12 protein-coding genes are annotated in these 15,717 nt (G+C 72.0%); 7 read left to right on the top strand and 5 right to left on the bottom strand.

Features of this window, described 5'->3' with window-relative positions; all coding sequences use genetic code 11:
• The first annotated feature begins 157 nt into the window (after window positions 1-157).
• The 3 genes from ORG17_RS02645 to ORG17_RS02635 are packed head-to-tail and all read left to right on the top strand — an operon-like array spanning window position 158 to window position 3,671.
• Window positions 158-826: a TetR/AcrR family transcriptional regulator gene (locus ORG17_RS02645; RefSeq protein WP_214526666.1), complete on the top strand. Its 669-nt coding sequence runs from the start codon at window positions 158-160 to the stop codon at window positions 824-826.
• A complete protein-coding gene (locus ORG17_RS02640) occupies window positions 823-1,593 on the top strand; it encodes a hypothetical protein (protein WP_214526665.1) in 771 nt (256 codons plus the stop codon). The genes ORG17_RS02645 and ORG17_RS02640 overlap by 4 nt, the downstream gene beginning before the upstream one ends.
• Window positions 1,590-3,671 (top strand): YhgE/Pip domain-containing protein, encoded by a 2,082-nt coding sequence (locus tag ORG17_RS02635; protein WP_214526664.1) that lies wholly within the window; start codon window positions 1,590-1,592, stop codon window positions 3,669-3,671. The genes ORG17_RS02640 and ORG17_RS02635 overlap by 4 nt, the downstream gene beginning before the upstream one ends.
• A 119-nt stretch (window positions 3,672-3,790) precedes the next feature.
• On the opposite strand, the gene ORG17_RS02630 is transcribed toward ORG17_RS02635, so the two are convergent.
• Both ORG17_RS02630 and ORG17_RS02625 read right to left on the bottom strand, forming a co-directional pair.
• Window positions 3,791-4,594 (bottom strand): NAD-dependent epimerase/dehydratase family protein, encoded by an 804-nt coding sequence (locus ORG17_RS02630; protein WP_214527498.1) that lies wholly within the window; start codon window positions 4,592-4,594, stop codon window positions 3,791-3,793.
• A 10-nt stretch (window positions 4,595-4,604) separates the two neighbouring features.
• Window positions 4,605-5,501 carry an endonuclease domain-containing protein gene (locus tag ORG17_RS02625; RefSeq protein ID WP_214527497.1) on the bottom strand — a complete coding sequence of 299 codons (897 nt, stop codon included), beginning with the start codon at window positions 5,499-5,501 and terminating at the stop codon, window positions 4,605-4,607.
• Window positions 5,502-5,762: 261 nt separating this feature from the next.
• Here ORG17_RS02625 and ORG17_RS02620 point away from each other — a divergent pair, with 261 nt between their 5' ends.
• A complete protein-coding gene (locus ORG17_RS02620; protein ID WP_214527496.1) occupies window positions 5,763-6,752 on the top strand; it encodes a LacI family DNA-binding transcriptional regulator in 990 nt (329 codons plus the stop codon).
• A 103-nt stretch (window positions 6,753-6,855) separates the two neighbouring features.
• Here ORG17_RS02620 and ORG17_RS02615 read toward each other — a convergent pair whose 3' ends face one another.
• The 3 genes from ORG17_RS02615 to ORG17_RS02605 all read right to left on the bottom strand — a co-directional run bounded on the left by ORG17_RS02615 (window position 6,856) and on the right by ORG17_RS02605 (window position 11,875).
• Window positions 6,856-7,503, bottom strand: a complete 648-nt coding sequence (locus ORG17_RS02615) for a TrmH family RNA methyltransferase (RefSeq protein ID WP_214527495.1) — start codon at window positions 7,501-7,503, stop codon at window positions 6,856-6,858.
• Window positions 7,504-7,524: 21 nt separating this feature from the next.
• Window positions 7,525-8,223 carry a TetR/AcrR family transcriptional regulator C-terminal domain-containing protein gene (locus ORG17_RS02610; RefSeq protein WP_214527494.1) on the bottom strand — a complete coding sequence of 233 codons (699 nt, stop codon included), beginning with the start codon at window positions 8,221-8,223 and terminating at the stop codon, window positions 7,525-7,527.
• Between the two features lie 181 nt (window positions 8,224-8,404).
• Window positions 8,405-11,875: an SdrD B-like domain-containing protein gene (locus tag ORG17_RS02605; protein ID WP_214527493.1), complete on the bottom strand. Its 3,471-nt coding sequence runs from the start codon at window positions 11,873-11,875 to the stop codon at window positions 8,405-8,407.
• A gap of 179 nt (window positions 11,876-12,054) precedes the next feature.
• Between ORG17_RS02605 and ORG17_RS02600 the strand changes: the two genes are divergently transcribed.
• The 3 genes from ORG17_RS02600 to efeB all read left to right on the top strand — a co-directional run bounded on the left by ORG17_RS02600 (window position 12,055) and on the right by efeB (window position 15,677).
• On the top strand, window positions 12,055-12,852 hold the full coding sequence (locus tag ORG17_RS02600; protein WP_027464991.1) for an HAD-IIA family hydrolase: 798 nt from the start codon (window positions 12,055-12,057) through the stop codon (window positions 12,850-12,852).
• A gap of 186 nt (window positions 12,853-13,038) precedes the next feature.
• Entirely contained in the window at window positions 13,039-14,232 is a 1,194-nt protein-coding gene (locus ORG17_RS02595) for an EfeM/EfeO family lipoprotein (protein WP_214527504.1), read from the top strand.
• The gene (gene efeB, locus ORG17_RS02590; protein ID WP_301565295.1) at window positions 14,229-15,677 is read left to right on the top strand and encodes an iron uptake transporter deferrochelatase/peroxidase subunit; all 1,449 of its coding nucleotides are present in this window, start codon (window positions 14,229-14,231) and stop codon (window positions 15,675-15,677) included. The genes ORG17_RS02595 and efeB overlap by 4 nt, the downstream gene beginning before the upstream one ends.
• Window positions 15,678-15,717 lie beyond the last annotated feature (40 nt).

The following is a 15,717-nucleotide window of genomic DNA, read 5'->3' as shown; positions in this document are numbered from 1 at the left end:
GGGCACTCCAGGCTCAGTCCGTGGTTCGCATGAGATTCCTGTGAAGCTATGCGTTCGTTCTCAGGCTGGACAGTCCGCTCTTTGGGGGACTCCCCTCGTCCGGGGGACGGAACCTGTTAAGTTGCACACCTGTGTGCACGTTATTACGATGGGGTGTGTGACCACCACCGAGCAGCCCTCCCGCGCGCCCCGCCGCGACGCCACGGAGAACCGGGCAGCCCTCCTCGACGCGGCGAAGACCTGCCTGCAGCAGGACCCGGATGCCTCGATCGAGACGATCGCCGCCTCCGCCGGCCTCTCGCGTCGTGCGGTGTACGGACACTTCCCCTCGCGCGACGACCTGGTGCGCGAGGTCGTGACCGCCGGCGCCGCCCGGATCGCCGCCGCCATGCCCACCACCTCGGACCTGCAGGAGCTCCCGCCGGCCGCACGCCTCGCCGCCATCGCCGTGACGCTCTGGAGCGAGGTGTCGCACGTCCGCTCGATGGCCCGGGTCGCCGTGCGCAGCCCCTTCGCCGAACCCGTCGCCGAGGTGTTCGCACCGTTGCGCTCGCAGGTGCGCCAGGCGTGCGCGCTCGGGATCGCCGACGGCGCCATGCGGGACGACGTCGACCCCGAGACCCTCGGCCGTCTGGTCGAGGGCGCGTGCATCGCCGTCCTCGACGAGGCCACCCGTTCCGGCACGAGCGACGAGGACGGACGGCGCATGGTGGTGGTGTCCGCGCTGGGCATGGCCGGCATCGACTGGCGCACCGCGCTGCTCTCCGAACCCGCTGCTCCCGCTCCCGCTCCCGCCCCCGCCTCTGCCCCGAAGGACCACGCATGACGCTCGAACTCGACCACGTCGGCATCGGCGAGGAGCCCGGCGCGCCCCTGCCCGTCGTCTCCGCCGTCGCTGCCCCCGGACGCCCGGGGGTCCTCGCCGTCGAGACCGAGCAGGCACCCGTGCTCGCGTCACTCGTCGCCGGTGGCCGCATGCAGCCCGACACCGGCCGCCTGCTGCTCGACGGCCACGAGGACCCGGCAGCCGTCCGGCGCGCGTTCGCCCTGGTCGACACCCCCGGGGTCGCCGAGCCCTTCCCCGTCATGACCCTCAAGCAGATCGTGCGCGAGGAGCTCGCGTTCGCCGGGCAGCGCCCGAACCGTGAGCACGTCGACACCGTGCTCGACGAGCTCGGACTGCGGGACTACGTCGACACCGCCGTGCAGCGGGTGCCGACCGCCGTGCGCATCCGGTTGCTCGTCGAACTCGCCCTGCTCCGCGACGGTGTGACCGGCATCGTGATCACCTCGCCCGAGCGGCACGGCGGCGCCGTCGAGGACTGGTTCCAGGTGGTCCGCGACGTCGCACGACGGGGCGTGACCGTGGTCCTCGTGACCTCGAAGGCAGCCGCCACGACCGTCGAGCACCTGCTCGACACGATCGACACGCACGACGACGTCGCGACGCACGACGACGTCGCGACGCTCGTGACGCCCCAGACCGAGGACCCCGAGGACGTGGCCCGAACCGACGGAACCGAGCCGGGCCTCCCGGCCGCTCCTTCCGTCACCGAAGCATCCGCAACCGTCCCGACGGAGGCACAGAAGTGACCACCACCTCGCTCGTCCGCGCAGAACTCGCGCGGCTCACCGCGACCCCGCTCGCACGCCTGGCGTTCATCGCGCTCATGATCGTGCCGCTGCTGTACGGCGGCGCCTACCTGTGGGCGAACCGCGACCCCTACGCGAAGCTCGACCAGATCCCCGCCGCGATCGTGAACCTCGACGCCGGCGCGACGCTGGACGGTGAGCACGTCGACTACGGCAAGGACGTCACGAAGGAGGCCATCGACGGCGCCGACTTCAAGTGGACGAAGACGAGCGCCGCCGATGCCCGCTCCGGCGTCCGGAACGGCACCTACGACTTCGTCGTCACCATCCCGCACGACTTCTCCGAGCACCTGGTGTCCGCACAGTCCGACGACCCGACGCAGGCGAAGCTCGTCATGACGACGGCCGACACGAACTCGTACCTGGCCTCGACCATCGCCGAGCAGGCGGGCAAGACCATGCGCACCGCCGTCGCCGAGCGCGTCGGCAAGCAGGCGGCGAAGACCCTGCTCGTCGGGCTCGCCGACGTGCGGGACAACCTCGGCGACGCCGTCGACGGGGCCGATGAACTCGCGTCCGGAACCGCCAAGGCGGACTCGGGCGCACACCAGCTCGCCGACGGCACCGGCAAGCTGTCGTCCGGCGCGGCGGAGCTCGCGTCCGGCACGGCCGACCTGCCGTCGCAGACCCAGCAGCTGGACAGCGGGGCGCAGCAGGTGGCGTCGGGGGCGTCGACCCTGGCGTCCGGGCTGGCCAGCGCGCAGCAGCAGACGGCTGCGCTGCCGTCGCAGACGCAGCAGTTGAACAGCGGGGCGCAGCAGGTCGCGGCCGGCAACAAGCAGCTCGCCGACACGGTCGACTCGTACAGCGCCGACGTCGATTCGCTCCGACCCCTCGACGCCGAGACCGTGATCTCGGGCATCACCGACAACCTGCCCGAGGGTGTCGAGCTCACCGAGGAACAGCAGGCTGCCCTGCGGTCGACCGTCACCGACGCCGTCACCCGGGTCAACACCGCCGGCGCCTCGGCGAAGAGCACCTACGAAACGACGAAGTCCTCGGTGGACAAGCTCCGTGACGGCTCCGCACAGGTCGCGGCCGGCACGTCGTCGCTCGCCTCCGCGGCGCCGACGCTCGCGTCCGGCATCTCCTCGGCGGCGAACGGGGCATCCACGCTCGCATCGGGGGCCGCCCAGGTGGCGGACGGCACGTCGAAGCTGGCCTCGGCCGCTCCGACGCTGTCATCCGGTGCGTCGCAGCTCGCGACCGGTGCGAAGACCGCCGACCAGGGCGCGTCATCACTCGCGTCGGGGCTCGACAAGCTCACGACCGGGTCGTCGAAGCTCGCGTCGTCGCTCGACGAGGGCCGCACGAGGATCCCGGCGTCGAACGCCTCGGAGCGTGAGTCGCAGGCCTCGGTCATCTCCGACCCGGTCAAGGTCGGGGACGACAACGTCGCCGCCGCGTCGAACTACGGTGCCGGTCTCGCGCCGTTCTTCATCTCGCTCGCCGCCTGGATCGGCATGTACGCGCTGTTCCTCATCCTCAAGCCGATCTCCAAGCGTGCGATCACGGCGGTGCGGAAGCCCCTCGCGGTGGTGTTCGGCGGCTGGCTGACCCCGGCGCTCCTCGGCCTGGTGCAGATGGTGGCGCTGTTCTTCATCGTGCGCTTCGCCCTCGACCTGAACGTGGTGCACGTCGGCGGCACGATCGGCATCATGGTGCTGGCCTCGGCGACCTTCGCGGCGATCATCATGGCGCTCAACGTGCTGCTCGGATCGGTCGGGCAGTTCCTCGGCCTGGTGCTCATGCTCGTGCAGCTCGTCACCGCCGGCGGGACGTTCCCGTGGCAGACGCTGCCGGGGCCGTTGGCGGCGCTGCACTTCGCGTTGCCGATGACGTACTCGGTCGACGCGATCCGGCAGACGATGTACGGCGGGAACCTCGGCGCCGCGTGGTCCGACGCCGGCGTGCTGCTCTGCTGGCTGCTCGGGGCGCTCCTGGTGTCCTTCGTGGTCACGGCGCGGCAGACCCGTTCCCGCACGCTGCGCGACCTGCGCCCGAGCCTGATCGGGTAGCGGGGCGGGCGCGGGGCGGGCGCGGGCGCGGGGCGCGGGCGCGGGGCGCGGGCGCGGGGCGCGGCACGCTTCGTGAGCAGAAGAGGTCGGGTGACATCAGGTCACCCGACCTCTTCTGCTCACGAAGTGCGTTCGCCGAGCGGCTGGTGCACCATCCCACCGCCGAGGGTGCTCAGGTCGTCCGTCGGCAGGGCAGCGCGGGCGTCAGCGTCGAGCACGGCGGACGCGTCGTCGAGGGGGTGGAACCCGATGCGCTCCCCGGCGGACAGGTCAGCCGGCGACCCGGTGTTCCGCGACAGGGCCCAGACCACGTGGTGCCCGGGGTTGCGGAGCGCCACGGTCGCGAGCACCAATCGCGTCAGGTCGTCTGGCGAGGTCCACATGAGCAGCCCCCGGGTCGTCGGCGGCAGCGCCCCGAACGCACCGATCCGCGCGGACACGATCGACATCTCGCACCGGTCGGCGAACAGGCTGCCGAGCAGTTCCATCGCCGCCTTCGTCACGCCGTAGTACGTGTCCGGACGGGGCAGCCGGTCGCCGGGCACGCTCCCCGGCTGGTCGAGGGGTTCGGGCACCAGCCCCACCGCGTGGATCGAGCTCGCCTGCACCACCCGGAGCACCCCGGCGGCGGCCGCCCGTTCGAGCACGTTCTTCGTGCCGGTCAGGTTCGCCGCGATCAGGTCGTCCCAGGCGGCCTCGGTCGGGATGCCCGCCAGGTGCACCACGGTGTCGACCCCGGCGAGCGCATCGTCCAGCGCTGCCGGGTCGTTCACCGAACCGGGCACGAACCGTTCCCCGGCGACGATCGGATCGTGGGGCCGCTGTTCGTCGAGCAGCACGAGGTCGTGTCCCGCGGACCGCAGTCGAGGACGCAGGGCGCTCCCGATCCGACCCGCGGCTCCGGTGATGAGCAGCGTCGCCATGCCGCGGACGCTACCCCCGGCGCGCGAGCAGCGACCTCAGGTGTGCGACCGCGCCGAACCCCGGGGTGTCGAGGTCGGACTTCGTCCACCGGACGACCGCCCAGCCGACTCGTTCCATCTCGCGGTGGCGGCGGAGGTCGCGGCCCCACTGCTCGGCATCGGTCCGGTGGTGGTCACCCTCGTACTCGATGACGATGCGCTGCTCCGGGTAGGCCAGGTCGACACGGCCGACGAACCGACCGTCTTCGTCGAGCACGTCGACCTGCAGGTCGGGCTCGGGCAGCCCCGCGCGGACGATCGCCAGCCGTGCTCTGGTCTCCTGCGGCGACCCGGCACCCACCCGCACGAGCCCGAGCGCCACGCGCAGTCGTCGGACACCCGATCGCGCGCCCGCCAGGGCGACGGCGGCAGCGAGGTCGTCGATCGTCGTCCCGCACCGTCGTTCCGTGACGATGGCGTCCCCGAGTACGACGAGCTGGTCGACCGAGAGCACGGCACCGCAGTCCACCCACAGCGCCGCGGGCGTGCTCGTCGGCATCCCCCACCGCTCCGTCACCCGGGCACGGTCCGGTGTGATGCGGTGCCCGATGACCCCGCGGCGGCGCGGTTGTGCGATCGGCACGGGACTCGTGACGTGCACCGGTCCGTCGTCGGCGAACGGGACCGGCAGCTGCCAGAGGACCGCTGCCGAGACGTGACTGATGAACTGCCCGGGAACCAGGACCGGCCGGAACGCCCGGATCCGGTGGACCGGGTCGGGCGGACGGTCACGTGCCCATCGGATGGACCGGGTCGGCCGGATCAGGTCACGCCGTCGGAGTCGTTGTCGGGAGAGGCCCAGGCGGTCGGCGGCACCGACGTCGAACGTGCGCCCGCGCAGCGGTGTCGGAAGTGGTCGTGCTCGCATGACCACCACGTTCGCGCCCCGCGCCCACTGCCCGCGCGCCGAACGCGACTTCTGTGCACAACGCACCCCGGGCCTCCCGTGTGGAGGACCAGCCACGCGCAGATCGTGAGCAGAAATGGTCGGGTCGCCGCCCCGCACCCGACCATTTCTGCTCACGAAGCGAAACCGCCACCACGACACGACCCCGACACGACCCCGCCCGGCCCATGTCACGTCAACCGCTACGATCGACGCACGAGCCAACGGAGGTCGAAGCGCATCATGGGAGACGGCAAGCCCGCGACCATCTACGACGTCGCCGCACGCGCCGGGGTCTCGAAGTCCCTCGTCTCCCTCGTGCTGCAGCGCTCCCCCCGGGTCAGCGACCAGCGCCGGGCCGCCGTGCTCAAGGCCATCCAGGAACTCGACTACCGTCCCTCCACCGCGGCCGTCTCCCTCGCCGGCACGCGCAGCCGCACGATCGGCGTGGTCCTCGACGACTTCCGCAACCAGTGGTTCGTGGACCTGCTCACCGGCCTGCGCGAGAGCCTGCAGGACCAGGGACACCGGCTCGTGGTCGCCGACCGGTTCCTCAACACGGGGCTCGATGCCTCTCCGGTGGAGGGCTTCCTCTCGATGCGCGTCGAGGGCATCGTGATCGCTGGCGAGCCCACCACGGACCTCGCGATCCCGGCCTCGATGCCGCTCGTGATCGCCGGCGGCCGGGTCGCGATCCCCCGTGCCGACACCGTGGCGAACGACGACCACGCCGGTGGCGGCATCGCGGCGCAGCACCTGCTCGACCTCGGCCACACCCGCCTCGGGTTCGTCGGTGCGAGCTCGGCGGCCTCGGCCGAACGCCAGGCCGGGTTCGCGCAGGCCGCGGCGGCACGCGCGTCCGTCGTCACGACCTTGCTGCCGGGAGAACCCACCGAAGAGGCCGGTTCCCGCGCCCTCGGCATGCTCCTCGACGAGCACCCGGACGTCACCGCGGTCTTCGCCGCGAACGACGTGATGGCCCTCGGCGCCCTGTCGGAGCTCGCCGAACGCGGGTTGCGCGTCCCCGAGGACGTCTCGGTCATCGGCTACGACGACACCCCGGTGGCCGCGATGCGCTACGTCGGCCTGACGAGCATCGACGACCGCAGCGTCGAGATCGGCCGCGGCGCCGGCGAGCGCCTGCTGGCCCGGATCGCCGATCCACGGATCGCCGCCACGGAACTCCTCGTCGAACCCCGTCTGGTCGCGCGCCGCACCACCGCCGCGCGCTGACGGGGCAGCGCGGGCCCCGGCCTGGAGGCCCGACCTGCCTCCGCCCCGCCCGCTTCGTGAGCAGAAATGGTCGGGTTCAGGGCCCGTGCCCGACCATTTCTGCTCACGAAGCCGCGCCGGGCAACTCCGCGTGCTGGACGACCCAGCTGTGCATGACGATCGCCGCGGCGGCCGACGCGTTGATGCTCCGCGTCGACCCGAACTGCGTGATCTCCAGGTGTGCGTCGGCACCGGCGACCGCCTGCTCGGTCAGCCCGGGGCCCTCCTGCCCGAACAGGAACACGCAGCGCTCCGGGATCGTCGCGGTCTCGATGCGCTCGGCACCGGGGGTGTTGTCGATGGCGACGACGGGACGCTGCTCCTCGGCCATCGCGGCGAGGAACGCCTCGACGTCGGGGTGGTACCGGACGTGCTGGTACCGGTCGGTGACCATCGCTCCGCGCTTGTTCCACCGGCGTCGCCCGATGATGTGCACGGTGCCGGCGAGGAACGCGTTGGCGCTCCGCACGATCGATCCGATGTTCAGGTCGTGCTGCCAGTTCTCGATCGCCACGTCGAACGCGTGCCGGCGGGTGTCGAGCTCGGCGACGATCGCGTCCATCGACCAGTACCGGTAGCGGTCGAGCACGTTCCGGGAGTCCCCCGCGGCCAGCAGCTCCGGGTCGAGCCGCGGGTCGTCGGGCCAGGGTTCCGGGTGCGGCCCCACCCCGTTGGTCGTCAGCTCGTGCGACGGTTCGGGCGCTGTGGTCACCCGACCAGCGTACGGCCGAGGTCAGGCGGTGTGGTCCGGGTGGTCGATGCGCGACTCGATGCCGGCGATCAGGATGTCGAGGCCGAGCGCGAACCGGTCGTCGTAGGAGTGCTCGCCGAGGATCTCGCCCACCAGCCGGTGCCGCTCGGGGCGTCCGGCCTCGGAGTCCCCGCGCCCGACCTGCACCCCGGCGTGCCCGACCACGAAGTCGTAGACGACGAAGAAGGCGTACATCGCCTCGGCCGGCGGCAGTCCGGCGTCCTGCAGAGCACCGACGACCTTCGCCACGACGGCGTCGGACTCGGTCGAGGCGAGCGGGGCGCGCTGGCTGTGCGACTCGAGCACGAGCGGGTGGGTGCGCATCAGGTCGCGGAACGTCGTGGCGAAGGTGCGGACGACGGCGTGCCACTCGTCCGGCCAGACGAAGGTCGCGGTGAACTCGTCGACGGTGCGGCGGACGAGTTCGGCGTGCAGGTCGTCGAGGCCGCCGATGGTCCGGTGCACGGTCATCGGGGCGACGCCGAGCCGCACGCCCAGTGCCCGGAAGGACAGGCGGTCGAGGCCGTCCTCGTTCGCGATGGTCGTGGCGGCGTCGATCACCTGCTCGCGGGACAGCACGTTGGGGCGGCCCCGGCGTCGTCGCGGCGTCACCTCGAGCTCCGTCTCCGACACCGGAGTGGGTCGGGGCGCGGTGGACGGGGTTCCGGGTTCGACGAGCACGAGGGGGCCTCCTTGATTCGGTACGTGTCCCGAAAAGCGTAGGGCAAAAGCCGACCGCGGTTCGGTGTCTCGACCATCTCGGGTCTGGCAGCAGCGCGCAAGAGCCGCTCCGGGCCTCCCGGCCCTTTCTGAGCGGACCGTCAGTGGGGCCGCGGCGACTGCCTCGCCGCGGCCCCACTGCTCAGCGCTGGCTCGATCCGCGGGTGCGACGTCTGCGCGCCGCGAGGAGGCCACCCAGGGCCAGGAGCAGCACCGCTGTCACCGCCGCCAGTCCGAGTCCGTCGGCTCCGGTGAACGCCAGTCCGCCGCGTGCCGGGCCGCGGGATCCGTCGCCGGTACCCGCCGCCTCCGCGTCGTCACGGCCGCCGGGTGTTCCCGAAGACCCGGCGCTCCCGGCGTTCCCGGCGTTCCCGGGATGTCCGGGCGTGCCGGGCGCTCCCGGGCCGCCTGGCGTCACCGGCGGTCCGGTCGGTGTGTCCGTTGCGGGCAGGAGCCCCGCGTCGACGGTGCAGTCCTGTTCGATGTGCTCGAGCTGGCCCTCGTCGGAACGGATCGCGGCGAGTTCGACGGGGGCGGTCACGCCGGAGGCGTCGGCGTCGGAGTCGATCGCGCGGTCGTCGCCGACGAGCTCCTTCGTGAACTCCCGACCGTCCGGTGCCGTCCAGTGCACGCTGTACGAGCCGGGGCGCAGGTCGTCGAAGGTGTACTCGCCGTCGCCGTCCGTGGTGGTGGTCCGGCGTACGGCGTCGCCGCGGTCGTCCGAGCCGGTGAGGCGGACCGAGACGTCCGCGATGCCGGCTTCGTCGTCGTCCTGCAGACCGTCGCCGTCCTCGTCGGACCACACGAAGTCGCCGATCGAACCGGCCACGACGGTGACCGTCGCCGGGTTGGACTGGACCGGGAGCGCGAGGTTCGAGGCGCGGAGGCCGAACCGGTTCGTGTATGCGTCACCGTCGCGCTGGCCCGCCGTCGCGACCACGACCCGGTGCGTGACGGTCTCGCCCACTCCCACGGGGGCGGTCCGCAGGATGCGCGCGGCCGTGACGTCCGCGAGCCCGGCGGGGCACCCCTCGGTGCCGAACGCCGACGCCGAGCACCAGGTGGTGGTGCCGCCGCCCTGGTTCGACGGGTCAGCGGCGTCAAGCACGACGTCGCGCGGGTCGCGGCTCGTGTAGCGGACGCGCTCACCGGCTGCGGTGGCGACCGCGATCGGCTCGGCGAGTCCGACCGTGCCGTGGAAGGTGGAGTTGCGGGTGTCCCCCCGGTACGGAAGGACGTCGATGACGTCCAGCCCGTCGATCGGGGTGGCGTCGATGTTCGTGTACCCGAGGTCCCACTCCAGGTGGTCCCCCGACACGACGACTGGCTCGACGGCGGTCTTCTCGACGCCGACCCCGCCGGTGGCGACGACCTGGACGGCGCGCTGGGCGTTGCGGAAGGCCTGCGGCGACTTGTCCGTCGGTGAAGCGATGTCCGTCACGTTGGTGATCGCCCCCGCCGGGGCGAGCTTCGAGACCGCGGCGGTGTACGTGATCGGGTCGATCGCCTCGTTCGGCCGGACCGCGGTCGTCCAGGTGAGACGCTGGACGTCGTTGCCGTCGTCGTCCTTCGTGGTGTCGATCTCCGGTACCTCGGAGGCACTGCCGGCGACGTAGGTCACGTGGTTCGGCAGCACGTCCCGCACCGTCACGGAGGTCTCCTTCCCCGTGGTGTTGCCGTTCGTGAGCGACGGGTACAGGGCGTAGTCGACGGTGTCGCCGGCGACGGTGAAGGTGGTCTCGTCGGGGGTGTCGGCCGCGTCGTGGCCCGGGTCGACGATCTTCTTCTGGATCCGGGCGAGGTTCTCGGTGAGGATGACGCTGTCGGACAGGGGACCGGCACCGAGGTCCGCGTCGGACCAGACGTCGTGCGCCCAGCGCTCTGAGCGGTCACCGAACCACGCGTGACCGAAGTCGTAGGCCCGCGTGCCGTCCGCGGCGTCCTCGGTGGTGACGTAGCTGTAGAGCGTGCCGTCACTGCCACCGGGGACGTCGCCGGTCGCGCGAACCGCTCCGACGGCGTCGATGCCGCCGGGGACGTCTTCCGGCTGGTCGTACCAAGGGCCGTCCTCGTCGTCGCAGGTCGCCTTCTGGCCCGCGGAGGGAGCGGTCATGTCGTACGCGGCGTACTGCACCTTCGCGCTGGTCATGCCGCTGGTGAACGCCGCGACCCCGCCGCCGCCGACGCGGGTGACGTGCTGCGTGTCGCGGTCGAAGGTGTCGCAGAGGATCGCGTTCTCGAACGACGCCAGCCCCCTGTTGGAGGCGCTGACGTCGCTCCGGAGCAGTGTGCCCGGGGTGGCCCACGGGTCGCCGTCGCGAGCAGAGCCCCGCTCGACGGCCCGCCCGTCGCCGATGACCCGGAGGAGCCGCTTCTGCGCGGAGCCGTCTGCGTACTCGAGGACGTTGCGCTCGGCGGAGTTGTCACCCGTCGGTTCCGTGCCGCCGGGGAAGTTCGGCGCTCCGCTGACGGACGTGGTCTGCAGCGGCGTGAAGGTGTTGACCGACTCGACCGAGGTCCCGGTCGGAGGGTTGCGCATCCAGAGGCTGATGTAGCCGCTCACGAAGTAGGGCTTGGCGCCGCCGGCGATCGGCCCGTTCGTGAGGCTCCTCGAGGGGACGTGCTCGGGGTCCGTGACCGTCCCGGTGATCGTGACGTCGACCGCCCGGCCGGGGGCCGACTGCTCGCAGGAGAACGCGCCGGAGTCCGTGACCGCTTGCTCGCCGCCGCCGCTGCCGCCGGGCAGGCCGCCCATCCGCCAGTCACCCGGCTCGTTCGGGCCGCAGACGGGGTTGCCGCCGTTCCACAGGACCGCATCGGAGGGCACGGCGCCGAGGATCTGGGAGAGGTCGTCCGAGAACGTCATCGGGCCGGCGCTCTTCTCGAACCCGAGGAGCCCCTGTCCGGGCACGAGCGGCTGCCAGTCCACGGCGATCGGGTAGATCAGCTGCAGCCCCTTCGTCGTTCCGTCCGGACCGGTGACGTCGGTCCGGAGCGATGACGCGTGGACGTTCTTGCTCAGGTTGTAGCGCGCGGCTGCGGACACCGTGACGGCGTCGGCGACCGCGGTGACGGTCCCGTTCTCGGCCTCGTCCGCGGTCGCGGTCACCGGGACGGCGAGCGTGTCGCCGTTCTGCAAGTCGCCCGAGACGCCGAGGACGATCGGCACGGAGACCGTCCGGCCTTCTCCGAGCGTGCCGATGTTGCAGGTCAGCACGGCCCCCGAGACCGCAGAGCCGGGGCCGGCGCAGATGGTCGGGACCCCTGCCCACGACGTGCCGGCGGGGGCGGTCACGCTGAAGCGTTCGTTCGTGCTGGTGCCGTCGTTCGAGTTGAGGGAGACGCGGTACGTGACCGCGTCCATCGTGCGGACGATGCCGTTCTCCTCGCTCGCGTCACCACCAGCGCCGTCCGTCGGGGTGAAGGGGCCGTTGCCGTCCTTCGTGACGTCGATCGCGACGGCGACCGTGCTCTGCGGCGCGGCGGATGCGGTGCCGTCGGGCCCTTCCGGCTCGCTCGCCGCCACCGGGGCGGTCGGCAGGGCAAGACCGAGGACGACGCCAGCGGTAGCCAGCGTCGACACGGCGATGCGCGCTCTACTTCGAGATCGCATGGGTCTCCTTGTTCTCGCGAGGCTGATGTCCCGCAGATCGTGGGGACGAGGACCGCCCCAACAGGCAGCGTACGCACACATTGCATTCCACATCGATTATTCATGTTCTGAATATCGTTGATGGTGATTACCGAGCCCGGGACGGTGGGCGCGAACCCCCGCGCAGTAAGGTGAGGCCCATGGCGACCCGAGACGACGTCGAGTGCTGGCTGACCGACATGGACGGCGTGCTCGTCCACGAGAACCAGGCGCTCCCCGGCGCCCCGGAGCTCATCCAGCAGTGGCTCGACGACGGCACCGAGTTCCTCGTGCTGACGAACAACTCGATCTTCACGCCGCGCGACCTCAGCGCCCGGCTCCGCGGCTCGGGCCTGCACGTGCCCGAGGAGCGGATCTGGACGAGTGCGCTGGCGACCGCGGACTTCTGCAAGTCACAGATGCCCGGCGGCTCGGCGTTCGTCATCGGCGAGGCCGGCATGACGACCGCTCTGCACGAAGCCGGGTTCATCATGACCGAGACCGCTCCCGACTACGTCGTCGTCGGCGAGACCCGCAACTACTCGTTCGAGGCGATCACCAAGGCCGTCCGGCTCATCCGCGCCGGCGCCCGCTTCATCGTGACGAACCCCGACGCCACCGGCCCGAGCGCCGAGGGGGTCCTGCCGGCGACCGGCGCCATCGCCGCGATGATCGAGAAGGCCACCGGCAAGCAGCCCTACGTGGTGGGCAAGCCGAACCCGATGATGTTCCGCTCCGCGATGAACCGGATCGGGGCGCACTCCGAGAACACCGGCATGATCGGCGACCGCATGGACACCGACGTGCAAGCCGGCATCGAGGCGGGGCTGCACACCGTGCTCGTGATGACGGGCATCAGCGACCAGGCGGAGATCGACCGGTACCCGTTCCGCCCGAGCGAGGTCATCTCCGGCGTGCACGAGCTCGTGCGCACCGAGCCCTTCGAGGTCGAGCTCTAGCGCGAGCCCGACGGCGGGTCGGTTGCTGCCGACCGCCCTGATGACGATCGGGTGAACAGAACCGTTCCGCGGTGAACGACGGGAAAACTACCCCGGGAGCGATCCTAAGGTTGCCCTGATTGGAGCCCAAAGCGGGCCTGATCAGGGTTTTCTGTGAATCGCTACAGGATGGGGTCATCGGTGCCGATGTCGGTTCGTGCCACGACGGCAGTGGTCGTCGGCGCGCTCGGAGCGCTCGTGGGGACCGCGATCGTCGCGCCGCACCTGGTCCCCTCGTCGGCGCCGCACACGGCGGCGGCCTCCGTGCAGGCCGGCACCGACGCCTGCGGTGCGGGGTGGCCGGCGAGTCCGGACCGCGCCCTCGCCGGCCCGCAGACGTTCCGGATCCACAACACGTCCGTCGCCGGGATCGAGGTGCAGCTGGTCGACCCCACGAGCGGCGCGGTCTACCTCGACGCAGAGGGGCTGGGGGCAGGCGCGACGCACGACTACGGCGTCCGACTCCCGCGCGGCCAGTACCGCTTCCGTTGCCTGCCCGCCGACGCGAACCCGAGCACCGGACCGGTCGTCCACCTGCGCGGTGCCGCCCACGTCAGCGACGAGACCCCGGGGATCGTCCCGGTCACCCGCGACGACCTGATCCCCGCTGCGAAGTCCTACGGCACCTGGATCGAGAGCCGCCTGCCGGCGCTGCTCGACGACGTGCGTGCGCTCGACGCCGACGTCCGTGCAGGCGACGTCCGGGCGGCGCAGCGGGACTGGCTGGTCGGTCACCGCGAGTACGAGCAGCTCGGAGCCGCCTACGGGGCGTTCGGCGACGACGACACCGCGATCGACGGTGTCCCCGCAGCCGGACGGACCGCGCTCGACGACCAGCACCTGGCCGGGTTCCACCGTGTCGAGGCACTGCTGTGGTCGGGCGGCCCCAGCAGCCGTGCCGTCGCGCCGGCCGACGCCCTGGTCGCCGCGGTCGCGCACCTGCGCCGGACGTTCCCCACCCAGCGGGTCGACCCGCTCGACGTCGGCCTGCGCGCGCACGAGATCCTCGAGAACGCGCTGCGCTTCGAGGCGACCGGGGTGACCGACGCCGGCAGCCACACGGCTCTGGCCACGATCGACGCGAACATCAGCGGGACGGAACACGCGCTCGAGCCGCTCCGGCCGATCCTGCGGAGCCGCTACCCGGGGTTGCCGGCCACCGATCGTGCGCTGGCGACCCTCCGTGCCGACGTCGGACGGCACCGACGGACCGACGGCAGCTGGGACACCCTCGACGGTCTCGGCCGGGCCGACCGCGAGCACCTCGACGCCGACCTCGACGCCGCACTCGAGCGGCTCGCTCCCGTCGCCGCCATCTGCGACCCGAGGAGGACCTCGTGACCGAACGACCGCAGCGCCAAGGCCCGCAGGCCCCCCAGATCCAGCAGGACCCCCGGCGCCGGCAGCACCCACGCGGGATGGACGCGGCGACGTACCGACGGATGGCCGAGGCGCACGCCAGCCTCGGGCTGCCCGCCGACGGCAGCGCGTGCCCGGCCGGTGGTCCGGACGACCGGAAACCGACCACCACGGGAGCCCGCGGGCTCGGCCGTCGCGCGTTCCTGACCAGCGCGGTCGGGGCCGGTGCCGGAGCCGCTGCGGCGGCAGCGACCCTGACCGTCGGGGGCGGGACGGGCCTCCAGGCAGCAGCCGCGACCACCGGCGGTGCCGACGCGGCCTCGTACGCGTTCCACGGCGCCCACCAGGCCGGGATCACCACACCGGCGCAGCGACAGTCGGCGTTCCTGGCGTTCGACGTGACCGCGGCCAGCCGCGGGGACCTGGCCGACCTGCTCCGGACGATCACCGAGCGGGCCCGTTTCCTCACCCGCGGCGGCACGCCCGCCGACGTCGGGATCACCGCGCCGCCGGCCGACTCCGGTGTGCTCGGACCGGAGGTCGCGGCCGACGGGCTCACCGTGACGGCGAGCGTGGGTGCCTCGCTGTTCGACCACCGGTACGGTCTGGCGGGGCAGCGCCCGGCGCGGTTGCGGACGATGGAGGACTTCCCGAACGACGACCTCGATCGGTCGATCTCGGACGGCGACCTGCTGCTGCAGGTGTGCGCGCACAACACCGACACCGTCCTGCACGCCGTCCGCGACATCGCCCGGGCCACCCGCGGCGGCATGCAGGTGCGCTGGCGGCAGGACGGTTTCGCCTCGCCGCCCCGCCCCTCCGGCACCCCGCGCAACCTGCTCGGGTTCAAGGACGGCACGGGCAACCCCTCCACCGCCGACCGAAGCGAGATGGACGACCTGGTCTGGACCCGCGGCGGACAGGACGGCGAACCCGACTGGGTCACCGGGGGCAGCTACCACGTCGTGCGGACCATCCGGATGTTCGTCGAGTTCTGGGACCGCGTCTCGCTGCACGAGCAGGAGAACATGATCGGCCGCCACCGCGACTCCGGTGCCCCGCTCACCCGCAGCGGCGAGTTCGACGACCCGCGGTACCAGGACGACCCGACCGGTGACGTGATCCAGATGGACGCGCACATCCGGTTGGCGAACCCGCGCACGGCCGAAGCCCGTGCGCAGCAGATGCTCCGACGCCCGTACAACTACGACAACGGCACCGACACGAACGGCGACCTCGACATGGGCCTGTTGTTCGCCTGTTTCCAGGCCGACCTGGAACGGCAGTTCGTCGCCGTGCAGAAGCGCCTGGTCGACGAGCCCCTCGTCGACTACGTGTCGCCGGTCGGTGGCGGCTACTTCTTCGCCCTGCCCGGGGTCCGCCACGCGGACGACTGGCTGGGCCGTCGACTGTTCGCACGCACCTGACCGGGCCCGCCGGCCCCACTGCTTCCCCATCCCCACCGTC

Source organism: Curtobacterium flaccumfaciens pv. betae (assembly GCF_026241855.1).
Lineage (GTDB): Bacteria > Actinomycetota > Actinomycetes > Actinomycetales > Microbacteriaceae > Curtobacterium > Curtobacterium flaccumfaciens.
This window is presented reverse-complemented; position numbering and strand designations above follow the sequence as displayed.